A 13,020-nucleotide genomic window follows, 5' to 3' on the forward strand; every position below is an offset into this window, starting at 1 on the left:
CATGAAGTGGTTCACCTCGGACGAGGGGCGCTGCTTCATCGAGCGGGACGGCGGCGCCGACGCCTCCGCCCAGCACCCGGACAGTGCCACTCAGGGCGTCTGACGCTGACGAGGACACCGCGGCCGGGGCGCGCACTGTGGGTGCGGGTCCTGGCTCGTTGCCCTGTGCGACGCCCGCTTTTCCCCGCGGCGGCGGTCGACTCCGCCCCGCTACGTTCCATCTGTTTTCTCCGGTCCGTTCTGCGATTCTCTTGTGCGCGGCTCACAGCTGCCGGGAATTCTTCGACGTACCGCATCGAGGAAGGTTCTCCATGAACCGCACATCCCGCCCGAACGACCGCTCCTCCCGTACCCGCTCCGCCGGTTCGGGCCGTGGCGGCCACCGCGCGCAGGGGTCCCAGCGCTCCGGCGGCAAGCGTCGTCGTCCCGCACCGCAGGGCGAGTTCGCCCTGCCGGTCACGGAGACGCCCGCGCTGCCGCCGGCCGAGAAGTTCGCCGAACTGGACATGCCGGCCGCGCTGTTGACGGCGCTGACCGCGGAAGGCGTGACCACCCCGTTCCCGATCCAGGCCGCCACGCTGCCGAACTCGCTGGCCGGCCGCGACGTTCTGGGCCGTGGCCGCACCGGCTCGGGCAAGACGCTCGCCTTCGGTCTGGCCCTGCTGGCCCGTACCGCCGGCCAGCGCGCCGAGCCGGGCAAGCCCCTGGCCCTGGTCCTGGTGCCCACCCGGGAGCTGGCGCAGCAGGTCACCGACGCGCTCACCCCGTACGCCCGTGCGCTGTCGCTGCGGCTGGCCACCGTCGTCGGCGGGATGTCGATCGGCCGCCAGGCCGGCGCGCTCCGCGGCGGGGCCGAGGTCGTCGTCGCGACCCCCGGACGGCTCAAGGACCTGATCGGCCGTGGTGACTGCCGTCTGAACCAGGTCGGCATCACGGTGCTGGACGAGGCCGACCAGATGGCCGACATGGGGTTCATGCCCCAGGTGACCGCGCTGCTCGACCAGGTGCGTCCCGAGGGGCAGCGGATGCTCTTCTCGGCCACCCTGGACCGCAACGTCGACCTGCTGGTCCGGCGCTATCTGACGGACCCGGTGGTCCACTCCGTCGACCCGTCGGCGGGTGCCGTCACCACGATGGAACACCACCTGCTGCACGTCCGTGACGCCGACAAGCACGCCACCACCACCGAGATCGCCGCCCGCGAGGGCCGGTCGATCATGTTCCTGGACACCAAGCGGGCGGTGGACAAGCTCACCAAGCACCTGCTGAACAGCGGGGTACGCGCCGCGGCCCTGCACGGCGGCAAGTCTCAGCCCCAGCGGACCCGGACCCTGGCCCAGTTCAAGACCGGGCAGGTCACCGTGCTGGTGGCCACCAATGTCGCCGCCCGTGGCATCCACGTCGACAATCTCGACCTCGTCGTCAATGTCGACCCGCCCACCGACCACAAGGACTACCTGCACCGCGGCGGCCGCACCGCCCGCGCCGGTGAGTCCGGCAGTGTCGTCACCCTCGTCCTGCCCAACCAGCGCCGCGAGATGGACCGGCTGATGGCCGATGCGGGGATCACCCCGCAGTCCACCCAGGTCCGCTCCGGGGAGGCCGAGCTGACCCGGATCACCGGCGCCCGGACCCCCTCCGGCGTTCCCGTCACCATCGCCGCGCCGCCCGCCGACACCCCCCAGCGCGGCGGCTCCGCCACCCGCAGCCGGCGCGGACGCTCCGGCCGGGCCCGCCGGTCCTCCGGAGCGCCCGGGGCCACGTCCGGGACGTCGCAGCGGCGGCGCCCCTCGGCCGGCAAGACCTCATAGAGGCCCCCAGAGGCCCCCAGAGACCTCACAGAAACGGAACTCGTCCGCCTCGCACCCCGCTCTTTCTTCGCTCTCCCGTCAGGCCGTTTACGGTTTCTCTTCGACCCTGTAGAGGCACTATGCGCTGCGTCATCGCCCGCTTCCCCTTCGACCTGATCAAGACCGAGGTGCAGGCCGCCATGAAGGGCGTCAAGCCCGAACCCATCACCGGTGACTCCGTGCTCATCGGCGGCCGTCACTACCCCGTCAAGCAGGTCGGCGAGGTCATCACCCGGCAGGACCGCCGCGACTTCACCGCCGGCGAGGTGACCCGGGCGCTGACCCGTCTGGGCTTCACCTGTAGTTCCCCGGCCCCGGTCGCCCGCACTCCGCTGGAGGAGGCGGCGGCCCTGCTGGACGCCCCGCCGGCGCCGGACGGTGACCCGGCGAGCTGAGACCGGGCACACCGGACAGCGCGGGCCGGGCCCCGACCACACCGGTCGGGGCCCGGCCCGCTGCCGTACGGCGCCCGTCAGCAGGTACGGGCCGCCGGTCGCACGACCACCTCGTTCACATCGACCTCCGGTGGCTGGTTGACCGCGAAGGCGATGGCATCGGCGATGGCGGCGGCCGGCAGGGCCACGGCGCGGTAGGCCGTCATGGCGTCGCGGGCCGCCGGGTCGGTGATGGTGTCCGCGAGTTCGGACTCGGTGACGCCCGGCGAGACCACGCTGACCCGGATGCCGTTCGCGGACTCCTGGCGCAGCCCGTCGGAGATCGCGCGGACCGCGAACTTGGTGGCGCAGTAGACCGCTGCGGTGGGCACCACCTCGTACGCGCCGATCGACGCGATGTTGACGACGTGTCCGGCGCCCTGGGCCCGCATCACGGGCAGTGCGGCGGCGATGCCGTGCAGCACCCCGCGCACGTTCACATCGAGCATCCGGTCCCACTCCTCCACCAGCAGCGACTCCAGCGGCGACAGCGGCATCACCCCCGCGTTGTTGACCAGCACGTCGATCCGTCCGTGTTCCGCTTCCGCGGCGTCGACGAAGGACCTCATGTCGTCGAGCGAGGTGACGTCCAGGCGCCGGAAGGACGCGGTGCCGCCGTGGTCGCGGAGCTCGCGGGACAGCTTCTCCAGCCGGTCGGTGCGGCGGGCGCCGAGGACGACGCGGTGTCCGTCGGCGGCCAGGCGGCGGGCGGCCGCCTCGCCGATGCCGCTGCTCGCGCCGGTGATCAGGATGACCTTCTGCTGCTCCGTCATGGCTGCTCCCTTGTTCGTTGCCATCACCGGTGAGCCTCCAGGGCGGCCCGCACCGCAACCAGGACGAGCCGTGCCGGGGTGCCGCACACCCAGGCACCTTCGTCCCGGCTCTTTTGCTGTCCCGGCAAGGAGGTTTGCCACCGTGCCCCGGCCCTTCCGGCCGAGGTGACACCGCACGGGCCGTAGCCGCCCTCCCGCGCCGGCGTCCCGGCACCGCGGGAGCCGTTCGCCGACCGTACGGAAGCCGGGCTCACCCTTATGGCGCAATACCCCGGGCACCCGCCCACGGCCGTAATTCACCGGAGAACAACGGAGCGCGGCACCCACCATTCCGCTGCGTGATCGAACGGTAAAGCCGCCCCCGCGCACCCGTGTTTACGATATCCGGGATGAATGGGCGCACTGCCGGCTGACGGCCGGTACGCACTGGTATCTGCGCCTCAATTCTGCCTTCACAGACGGTGAATCCACTCGTCATCTATGACTTCGGGAGTTCATTATGGAACCCGGCGCCACCGTGTGGAACTGCCCCTTCGACTACGCCGAGGCACTGGAATTCGATCCGACGCTCAAGCGTCTGCTGACCGAGGAACCGGTTGCCCGTATCAAGCTGCCCTATGGGGAGGGCGAGGCCTGGCTCGTGACCCGGTACGAGGATGTGCGCACGGTGACGACCGACCGGCGCTTCAGCCGCAGTGCCATCATCGGCCGGGACTTCCCGCGGATGACTCCCGAGCCGATCGTGCAGGACGAGGCCATCAATGTGATGGACCCGCCCGCCAGCAGCCGCCTGCGGAGCCTGGTCTCCAAGGCGTTCGCCCCGCGCCAGGTCGAGCGGATGCGGGCCCGTACCCAGCACGTCGTCGACGACCTGCTGGACCGGATGACCGCACAGGGCTCCCCCGCCGACCTGATGGAGAGCCTGGCGTCCCCGCTGCCGCTGACGACGATCTGCGAGGTCCTCGATATCCCCGAGGCCGACCGGGCGCAACTGCGCGGGCACGCACGGACGATGATGAACGTCACCGTGGAGAACCGGGACAGCGCCGTCCGCGCCAAGGCCGACATGCGCGCGTACTTCAAGACGCTGACCGCCAAGCGGCGCCAGCACCCGGGAGACGACCTGATCAGCGCGCTGGCGACGGCGCGCGACGGCGATGAACTCCTCAACGACCAGGAACTCACCGTCCTGGCCATGGTCCTGCTCATCACCGGCCAGGACACCACCACCTACGAGATCGGCAACCTCGCCTACACCCTGCTGACCCGGCCCGAGGACCTCGCGAGGGTACGGGCCCACCCGGAGATGCTGCCGCAGGCGATGGAGGAGCTGCTGCGGTTCATCCCCTTCCGCAAGGGCGTCGGTATCCCCCGCGTCGCCACCGAGGACGTGGAGCTGAGCGGGGTGACGATCCGGGCCGGGGACATCGTGCACGTCTCCTACCTGACCGCAAACCGGGACGGCCGGAAGTTCGACCGGCCCGACGAGCTGGACCTGGAGCGCGAGGACCGGCCCTCGCACATGACCTTCGGCTGGGGCGGCCACCACTGCCTGGGCGCCCCGCTCGCCTTCACGGAGCTGGAAGTCGCGCTCGGCTCCCTCCTGGAGCGCTTCCCCGGGCTCCGGCTGGCCCAGCCGGCCGAGGACGTGCGCTGGAACACGACCTCGATCTGGCGCTATCCGCTGGAGCTGCCGGTCGCCTGGTAATGCGGGCCGGGCGCCGCGCATGCAGAACTCACCTCACTGGCGTACGGTTACAAGTCGGAAAGAAGATCCACCTGTACGGGGAGAGTTCATTCTTCGACGGCTGGCCCGCGCACAGTTCTCTCCAGGGTCGCGCATTTCAGTCCGCCGATTCCACCGCGGTCAACGTTCCGGTTCTCCGGACGGGTTGACCGCGGCGGGAGGCACCGGACGACAGCGATCCGAAATGGAATCCGGGAATTCCCTGCCGGGCCACATGTCTGCAAGGAGCCCATCCCATGGCGGTTCTGTGCAAACCTGCAATCGCGGTCCCTGAATACGTCATCACCCAGGACGACACCCTCGAACTCGCGCGACGGCTGCACAAGGATCATTCGCAGCTGAGACTGGTGCTCCGCCTGATCGAGCACACCGGTGTCCGCAAGCGGCATCTGATCCAGCCGATCGACAAGGTGCTCAAGCACCCCGGGCTCGACTCCCGCAGCGCGGTCTACGAGGAGGAGTCCAAGGCCCGCGTCCCGGCCGTGGTGCGCAAGGCACTCGACCAGGCCGAACTGGAGCCGGACCAGATCGACTTGATCGTCTATGTCTCCTGCACCGGCTTCATGATGCCGTCCCTGACGGCATGGCTCATCAACACCCTCGGCTTCCGTTCGGAGACCCGGCAGATGCCGATCGCCCAGCTCGGCTGTGCCGCGGGCGGCGCCGCGATCAACCGGGCCCATGACTTCTGCACGGCGTACCCCGACTCCAACGTCCTCATCGTCGCGTGCGAGTTCTGCTCACTGTGCTACCAGCCGACGGATCTGGGTGTCGGATCGCTGCTGTCCAACGGGCTGTTCGGCGACGCGGTGGCCGCCGCCGTGGTCCGGGGAAGCGGCGGTACCGGCGTCCGCCTGGAGCGCAACAGCTCGTATCTGATCCCGCACACCGAGGACTGGATCTCCTACGCGATACGGGCCACCGGATTCCACTTCCAGTTGGACAAGCGCGTGCCCGGCACCATGGAGCCGCTCGCCCCGGCCTTGCGGGCCGTCGCGGAGCAGCACCAATGGGACGCGGGTGAACTGGACTTCTACATCGTCCACGCGGGCGGTCCGCGCATCCTGGACGACCTGTGCCGCTTCCTCGAAGTGCCCCCCGAGGCGTTCCGCTTCAGCCGGGCGACGCTGACCGAGTACGGCAACATCGCCAGCGGTGTGGTGCTGGACGCCCTGGCGAGGATGTTCGACGAGGAGTCGGCCGTCGAGGGCCAGCGCGGACTGCTGGCGGGCTTCGGTCCCGGCATCACCGCCGAGATGTCCCTCGGCACCTGGGCCGCGGCCCCCGTCGCGGCGTGAGCACGACCGCGCGGTGCGCCCGGCCGGTGATCCGCCGGGCGCACCGCGCCGGTGCCCGCGCAGCGCGTACCCCGGCGGATCACTCCGCTGGGGTAGCGGGCGGACCGGCGTGGGGGCGGCCGCACGGCAGAGGGCGGGGCCCGGCCGGCCCGGGAGGCGCCGAGGCACGGCCGGACGCCGGGAGCGGGATCACCGGCGGGCGGCGGGCGGGAGTGGCCCGGCAGCGGTTGGCGCATACCGGACTTTTGCCTTGAATAGGAATATCTTGACATGTGGGTCAGCGCGATTTATGCAGATGAATAGAGGCGGCTTGCTCCCCGTATCAGCAGGTGAGGAGGCCTACGCGGGGCCGTTCCGCGAGCGGGCCGCAAGGTGAGGAGAAGACCATGGCGCGTGCAGTGGGTATTGACCTTGGTACGACGAACTCGGTGGTCAGTGTGCTGGAGGGCGGCGAGCCCACGGTCATCACCAACGCCGAGGGCGCCCGGACGACCCCCTCGGTGGTCGGCTTCGCCAAGGGCGGCGATGTGCTGGTGGGCGAGATCGCCAAGCGGCAGGCCGTGACCAACGTCGACCGCACCGCGCGGTCGGTCAAGCGCCACATGGGCGAGTCGGACTGGCGCTTCCCGGAGCACGGCGACATCGACGGCAAGCAGTACACCGCCCAGGAGATCGCCGCGCGGGTGCTGCAGAAACTCAAGCGCGACGCCGAGGAGTATCTCGGCGAGGACGTCACGGATGCCGTGGTCACCGTTCCGGCGTACTTCAACGACGCCCAGCGCACCGCGACCAAGGAGGCCGGCGAGATCGCGGGCCTGAAGGTGCTGCGTATCGTCAACGAGCCGACCGCGGCGGCCCTGGCCTACGGCCTCGACAAGGAGCACGACCAGACCATCCTGGTCTTCGACCTCGGCGGCGGCACCTTCGACGTCTCGCTGCTGGAGATCGGTGACGGCGTCGTCGAGGTGAAGGCCACCAACGGCGACACCCACCTGGGCGGGGACGACTGGGACCAGCGGATCGTCGACCATCTGACCAAGCAGTTCAAGAACGCGTACGGCATCGACCTGTCCCAGGACAAGATGGCCACCCAGCGGCTCCGGGAGGCCGCCGAGAAGGCGAAGATCGAACTGTCGGCGGCGACCGAGACCACGATCAATCTGCCGTACCTGAGCGCGTCGGCCGACGGGCCGCTGCACCTGGACGAGAAGCTCACCCGCTCCCAGTTCGAGCAGCTCACCTCGGACCTGCTGGAACGCTGCAAGACGCCGTTCCACAACGCGATCAAGGACGCCGGGATCAAGGTCTCCGACATCGATCATGTGATCCTGGTCGGCGGCTCGACCCGGATGCCCGCGGTGACCGAGCTGGTCAAGGAGCTGACCGGCAAGGACCCGCACAAGGGCGTCAACCCGGACGAGGTCGTCGCCGTCGGCGCCGCCCTCCAGGCCGGTGTCCTCAAGGGTGAGGTCAAGGACGTCCTTCTGCTGGACGTCACCCCGCTGTCCCTCGGTATCGAGACCAAGGGCGGCATCATGACCAAGCTCCTGGAACGCAACACCACGATCCCGACCAAGCGGTCCGAGATCTTCACGACGGCCGAGGACAACCAGCCGTCCGTGCAGATCCAGGTCTACCAGGGCGAGCGCGAGATCGCGGCGTACAACAAGAAGCTCGGGATGTTCCAGCTGACCGGCCTGCCGCCGGCCCCGCGCGGCGTCCCGCAGATCGAGGTCTCCTTCGACATCGACGCCAACGGCATCATGCACGTCACGGCCAAGGACCTGGGCACCGGCAAGGAGCAGAAGATGACCGTCACCGGCGGCTCCTCGCTGCCGAAGGACGACATCGACCGGATGGTCCGCGACGCCGAGCACCACGCCGAGGAGGACCGCCGCAGGCGGGAGGCCGCCGAGACCCGTAACCAGGGCGAGCAACTCGTCTACCAGACCGAGAAGTTCCTCCAGGACAACGGGGACAAGCTCCCCGCCGAGGTCAAGACCGAGGTCGGGGAAGCGGCCACCGAGCTGAAGGAGAAGCTCAAGAACCAGTCCTCCGACGGCGACAACACCGCGGAGATCCGCACCGCCACCGAGAAGCTCGCGGCCGTCTCCCAGAAGATGGGCCAGGCCATGTACGCCGACACCCAGGGCGCCCAGACCACCCCGGGAGCCGAGGGCACGGCTGCCGGTGAGGGGACCGCTGCCGACGGCGGCGAGGACGAGGTCGTCGACGCGGAGATCGTCGACGACGACAAGCAGGAGGGCAGCGCACGATGAACCGCCCGACCAACGTCCACGGCCCCCACCCGCCGCTGGCCCTCGTCGGACACGGGCCGGCGGAGAACGCCCCGCCCGGCCCGCCGGAGGCCGCCGGCCACCCGGAGGAACGGACCGGCCAGGGCACCGGCAGGCCGTCCGGCCCCGACGAGTCCACCGGCCGGCCGACGTCGCCGGAGGCCGTGCTGCACGCCGAACTCCGGGAGCGCACAGCCGATCTGCAACGGCTGAAGGCCGAGTACGACAACTACCGCAAGCGGGTCCACCGCGACCGGCTGGCGGTCGGCGAGATCGCGGTGGCCAATGTGCTCAACCGGCTGCTGCCCGTGCTCGACTCGCTCGCCGAGGCCACCGTGCAGGGCGAGGTGACCGGTGGTTTCCAGCGTGTCGCCGAGTCACTGCACACCGAGCTCGCCACGCTGGGCCTGGAGACCTTCGGCGCGGTGGGCGACCCCTTCGACCCGCTGATCCACGAGGCCGTCACCTTCACGCCGACCGACCGGCTCGGGGAGCCCGTGTGCACCGAGGTGCTCCGCCAGGGCTACCGGGTCGGCGACAGTCTGCTGCGCCCCGCACAGGTGGCGGTCACGGGCGAACCACCCGCGGCCGGCATCACCACCGGTACCTGAATTACCTTTCCGCACCCCGGAATTGAGCTGCCCGTCCGGTTTTTCGCCTGCCTTCTTGCGCCCGCGTGCACCCAAGGGCTGCCCGTAGGTACGTTGACCTGTCCGATTGCTGACCGGTGAGCCCTGCGCCGCGGGGCGAGGCCGGACTTCCGCGTAAAGGAAATCGCCGAACCGTGTGCGCTTCTACGCATACGTTCGAGTCGCAGGGGCACCCGACTTCTACCGCCGCCAGCGGCCTCCGTACTGCGAACAGAAGTCCTACGACGCACTGACAGGCGGGATCATGGCGACCGAGGAAAACACGGAACGCGAGAAAGCGCACGGCGACGGACCGAAGCGGATCGCCGCCGCCACGGCAATACGCCACGCCTCCGGGCAACTTGCACAACTGCTGCAATGCGAGCCCGGCTCGGTGTCGGCGCTCAAGCCCACCGACGGCGGCTGGCAGGCGAACGTGGAAGTGGTGGAGATCGAAAGGGTGCCGGACACCGCGAGCGTGATGGCGTCCTACCGCGTCCACCTCGACGAACAGGGCCAACTCGTGGGATACGAACGGACCCGCCGCTACGGGCGGGGCCAGATCGACCGATAGGCCGTCCGGCACCCGGCCGCCCCCACGACCGCACACGGCGCCATGACCCGCTCCAGTGAACTGGGAAGGGACGATCGACCGTGACTGCCGTTCAGCAATCCAGCACAGCGACCAGCGGAAGTGGTTCGGGAAATCTCTATGACGTTCTCGAACTGATCCTCGACCGAGGGCTGGTGATCGACGCCTTTGTGCGGGTCTCCCTCGTCGGCATCGAAATCCTCAAGATCGATGTGCGTGTCGTCGTCGCGAGCGTGGACACCTATCTGCGTTTCGCCGAGGCGTGCAACCGACTCGATCTGGAATCCGGCCGCAAGGCACCCAGCCAGCTCACCGATCTGGTCGGGGAGGCGACCGAGAGCGGCGCCAAAGGAAAGTCAAAAGGGGCGCTGACCGGTGCCGTTGAGGCATTCAGCGAATCCCTGCAAAAGGGCCAGGAGGACTCCGCCGAAGAGGAAGAACGCCCGGCCCGCAAATCCTCCTCGACCGGAAACCGCCGTACCGCGCGCCGCCGGGAGGACTGAATCATGGGCACCTATCTCTACGCCATCACCGCGGCCGGCCACCCCTTACGGCTGTCCGGCCTCGGCGGGGTCGGCGACCCCGCGGCGCAGCTGCGCACCGTCAGCACCAAGGACCTGTGCGCGGTGGTCAGCGACGCACCGCCGGGGCTCCGGGCCAAGCGCCGTGATGTGGCGGCCCACCAGGGCGTCCAGGAAAGGCTGTTGGCCGACGGCGCCGTCCTGCCGATGCGCTTCGGTCTGGTCGGTGCCGATGACGCGGAGGTGACCGCCGCGCTGGAGCAGGACCGCGACAGCTATCTCCGGCGGCTCGCCGAGACCGACGGCTGCCGTGAGTACCACCTCAAGGTGGCGCGCGACGAGGACGATCTGCTGCGGGAGATCATGCGGGAGTCCGCCGAGGTCCGGCGGATGAACGACCACACCCGGCAGAACCCCGGCGCGCACGACAAGATGGCGCTCGGCGAGCTGATCGCGCAGGAGGTGCAGACCCGGCAGGAACAGGGCCGGTCGGACATCGTGGCCCGGCTCGGCCGGGCCGTGGTGCGCACCGCGGAATCCACGCCGACGAAGCAGCACTTCCTCACCGTCTCCTTCCTCGTCGAGAGGACGAACGCCGCGGCCTTCGCGGAGGCGGTCCATGCGGAAGCCGAACGGCTCGGCGACTCCTACACCTTCAGCCTGCACGGCCCGCTGCCGCCGTACAGCTTCGTCTGAGCGCGATGCGGCCGGCCGCCGATGCGCGGGACCGCAGAGGGGAGAACGGGCCATGGGCCTCCTCACACAGCTCCTGACCCTGCCGGTGGCCCCGGTGCGGGGCACGGTCTGGGTGCTGGACCACGTGCTGCTCACCGCCGAGCGCGAGTACTACGACCCGGCGCCGGTCCGGGAGGAACTGGCCGCGCTGGAACAGCAGTTGCTGGACGGCATCATCGGCCCCGACGAGTTCGACCGTCGCGAGGACGAGCTGCTGGACCTGCTGGAGTGGCGGGAAGCCCAGCAACGACGACTCCGTACCGACTCCTGATCAGGGGAGATTGAGGTGTACGACAGATGATGAGCAACGCCAAGATCGGGGTGGCCCTGGTCGGGGGCTACCTCCTGGGGCGCACGAAGAAGGCGAAGCTGGCCATCGGCCTGGGCATGTTCCTGGCCGGCCGGAAGCTGAACCTGGATGCGAGGCAGCTGGGCGCGCTGGTGGCCAACTCGCCGCTTCTGGGCCCCCTCAACGACCAGGTGCGCAAGGAGCTGGTGGACGCCACGAAGGCGGCGGCCGGCACCGCGCTCACCCAGCGGATGTCCGGCCTCGCCGACACCCTGCACGAGCGGACCGCGGCCCTCGACGAGGGCCGGGGCGCGACCGGTGACGACACCCGGGACACGACCGGCGGGGGCGGGCGGACCGGGGACGACGAGCACGACGAGGAGGAGACGGCGCCCGCGAAGCCCGCCAAGAAGTCGGGCGAGGGCGGGCGGTCCACCACCGCGCGGCGCTCCGCCACAAGCAGGTCCAGCACGTCGAGCACGTCAGGTGCAGCGAAAACATCGAAGGCATCGGGCAAGGGCGCTGCCGCCTCGTCCCGGGCGCGACCGGCCACCACCTCCGGGCGGAAGGCCGCCGCCGGAGCCCGTAAGAAGGCGTCGGGTGCCGCGCGCACGGCCGCCGACCGTGGAGGCAGCCATGGCTGAGTCCACTCTCCGCAAGGTGACACACGAGGTCACCAAGAGCCCGGCGGCCGAACACCTCAAGGAGGAGGTGCAGCAGTACCTCCAGGCGCGGGCACAGCACGCCGTCACCACGCTCGGCCACAAGCTGGGCGAGGGCGTCGGCCGGCTCGCCGAGCCTGGCCGGGGCACCGGGAACCTGGTGGGCAGCCTGAAGAAGGGCGGTGCGGCTCTCGCCTCGGGCGAGTCGCCGCAGCGGGCGGCGCTGAGCGCCGGCGCCGCCCATCTCAAGGACACCGTCAAGGACAAGGTCAAGGGACTGTTCGGCAAGGGCCGCAAGGGCGGCGGCGGGAAGTCCAAGAGCGTGACCATCGTCGAGGACATCGATGTGGGCGTGCCCGTACGCGAGGCGTACGACCAGTGGACGCAGTTCCAGGAGTTCAGCACCTTCGCCAAGGGCGTCGTCAGTGTCGACAGGTCCGATGACACCACCAGCAACTGGAAGGTGAAAGTCGCCAAGTCCACCCGCAGTTGGCGGGCCAATGTCACGGAGCAGGTGCCCGACGAGCGCATCACCTGGACCACCGAGGGCGCGAAGGGCACCGTCAAAGGTGTGGTGACCTTTCACCGCCTGACCGACAACCTGACGCGGGTGCTGCTGGTTCTGGAGTACTTCCCCAAGGGGCTGTTCGAGAAGACCGGCAACATCTGGCGCGCCCAGGGCCGCCGGGCCCGTCTGGACCTCAAGCTCTACCGCAAGTTCATCATGCTGCGCGGCGAGGCCACCGACGGCTGGCGGGGCGAGATCCGGGACGGCGAGGTCGTGGTCGAGCACGCCGAGGCCGTCGAGGCGGAGCAGGACGAGACGGACCAGGACGAGGCAGAGCGGGACGAGGCAGCGCATGCCGAGGCCGGTGCGGACGAGGAAGCCGACGACGAGGGTGCCGAGCCCGAAGACCTCGCCGACGAGGACGAGTTCGCGGCCGGGGACGGCGATGACGATCTCGACGAGGCCGTCGACGAGGAGGAAGACCTCGACGAGCCGCTCGACGACGAAGAGGACCTCGTGGACGACGAGGTGGCGTTCGTGGAGCCCGTCGACGAGGACGACGACCTCCCTCCGGACGAGGGCGACACCTACGACGAGGACGACGACGAGGACGAGGACGAGGACGAGCCGGCGCCGCCCTCCCGGCGCCGCCGCCGTACCGCCGCCGTCCGCTGACCCGCCCCGA

The 13,020-nt window shown here is 69.9% G+C and carries 13 protein-coding genes; 12 read left to right on the plus strand and 1 reads right to left on the minus strand.

Annotation, left to right across the window (positions count from 1 at the left end; all coding sequences use genetic code 11):
- The first annotated feature begins 311 nt into the window (after positions 1-311).
- Both ACGFN2_RS06835 and ACGFN2_RS06840 read left to right on the plus strand, forming a co-directional pair.
- Positions 312-1,811: a DEAD/DEAH box helicase gene (locus ACGFN2_RS06835; protein ID WP_393358108.1), complete on the plus strand. Its 1,500-nt coding sequence runs from the start codon at positions 312-314 to the stop codon at positions 1,809-1,811.
- A 119-nt stretch (positions 1,812-1,930) separates the two neighbouring features.
- Positions 1,931-2,245: an SCO5918 family protein gene (locus ACGFN2_RS06840; RefSeq protein WP_362612482.1), complete on the plus strand. Its 315-nt coding sequence runs from the start codon at positions 1,931-1,933 to the stop codon at positions 2,243-2,245.
- A gap of 77 nt (positions 2,246-2,322) precedes the next feature.
- On the opposite strand, the gene ACGFN2_RS06845 is transcribed toward ACGFN2_RS06840, so the two are convergent.
- Entirely contained in the window at positions 2,323-3,057 is a 735-nt protein-coding gene (locus ACGFN2_RS06845) for an SDR family oxidoreductase (protein WP_362612480.1), read from the minus strand.
- A 499-nt stretch (positions 3,058-3,556) separates the two neighbouring features.
- Between ACGFN2_RS06845 and ACGFN2_RS06850 the strand changes: the two genes are divergently transcribed.
- The 10 genes from ACGFN2_RS06850 (at position 3,557) to ACGFN2_RS06895 (ending at position 13,010) form a co-directional block, all read left to right on the plus strand.
- Positions 3,557-4,765 carry a cytochrome P450 gene (locus ACGFN2_RS06850; RefSeq protein WP_393358111.1) on the plus strand — a complete coding sequence of 403 codons (1,209 nt, stop codon included), beginning with the start codon at positions 3,557-3,559 and terminating at the stop codon, positions 4,763-4,765.
- A 275-nt stretch (positions 4,766-5,040) separates the two neighbouring features.
- Positions 5,041-6,102 (plus strand): type III polyketide synthase, encoded by a 1,062-nt coding sequence (locus ACGFN2_RS06855; protein WP_362612475.1) that lies wholly within the window; start codon positions 5,041-5,043, stop codon positions 6,100-6,102.
- A 386-nt stretch (positions 6,103-6,488) separates the two neighbouring features.
- Positions 6,489-8,381, plus strand: a complete 1,893-nt coding sequence (gene dnaK / locus ACGFN2_RS06860) for a molecular chaperone DnaK (RefSeq protein WP_393358114.1) — start codon at positions 6,489-6,491, stop codon at positions 8,379-8,381.
- Entirely contained in the window at positions 8,378-9,010 is a 633-nt protein-coding gene (grpE, locus tag ACGFN2_RS06865) for a nucleotide exchange factor GrpE (protein WP_362615046.1), read from the plus strand. The genes dnaK and grpE overlap by 4 nt, the downstream gene beginning before the upstream one ends.
- A gap of 283 nt (positions 9,011-9,293) precedes the next feature.
- Positions 9,294-9,602 carry a gas vesicle protein gene (locus ACGFN2_RS06870; RefSeq protein WP_362615047.1) on the plus strand — a complete coding sequence of 103 codons (309 nt, stop codon included), beginning with the start codon at positions 9,294-9,296 and terminating at the stop codon, positions 9,600-9,602.
- Positions 9,603-9,682: 80 nt separating this feature from the next.
- Positions 9,683-10,123: a gas vesicle structural protein GvpA gene (locus ACGFN2_RS06875; protein ID WP_362615050.1), complete on the plus strand. Its 441-nt coding sequence runs from the start codon at positions 9,683-9,685 to the stop codon at positions 10,121-10,123.
- Positions 10,124-10,126: 3 nt separating this feature from the next.
- Positions 10,127-10,837 carry a GvpL/GvpF family gas vesicle protein gene (locus ACGFN2_RS06880; RefSeq protein WP_362615053.1) on the plus strand — a complete coding sequence of 237 codons (711 nt, stop codon included), beginning with the start codon at positions 10,127-10,129 and terminating at the stop codon, positions 10,835-10,837.
- A 52-nt stretch (positions 10,838-10,889) separates the two neighbouring features.
- On the plus strand, positions 10,890-11,147 hold the full coding sequence (locus ACGFN2_RS06885) for a gas vesicle protein GvpG (protein WP_393358117.1): 258 nt from the start codon (positions 10,890-10,892) through the stop codon (positions 11,145-11,147).
- A 29-nt stretch (positions 11,148-11,176) separates the two neighbouring features.
- A complete protein-coding gene (locus tag ACGFN2_RS06890) occupies positions 11,177-11,809 on the plus strand; it encodes a hypothetical protein (protein WP_393358119.1) in 633 nt (210 codons plus the stop codon).
- The gene (locus ACGFN2_RS06895; protein WP_393358121.1) at positions 11,802-13,010 is read left to right on the plus strand and encodes an SRPBCC family protein; all 1,209 of its coding nucleotides are present in this window, start codon (positions 11,802-11,804) and stop codon (positions 13,008-13,010) included. Before ACGFN2_RS06890 ends, ACGFN2_RS06895 begins: the two co-directional genes overlap by 8 nt.
- The last annotated feature ends 10 nt before the right edge of the window (positions 13,011-13,020 follow it).

Source organism: Streptomyces sp. NPDC048612 (assembly GCF_043199295.1).
In the GTDB taxonomy this organism is placed as follows: domain Bacteria; phylum Actinomycetota; class Actinomycetes; order Streptomycetales; family Streptomycetaceae; genus Streptomyces.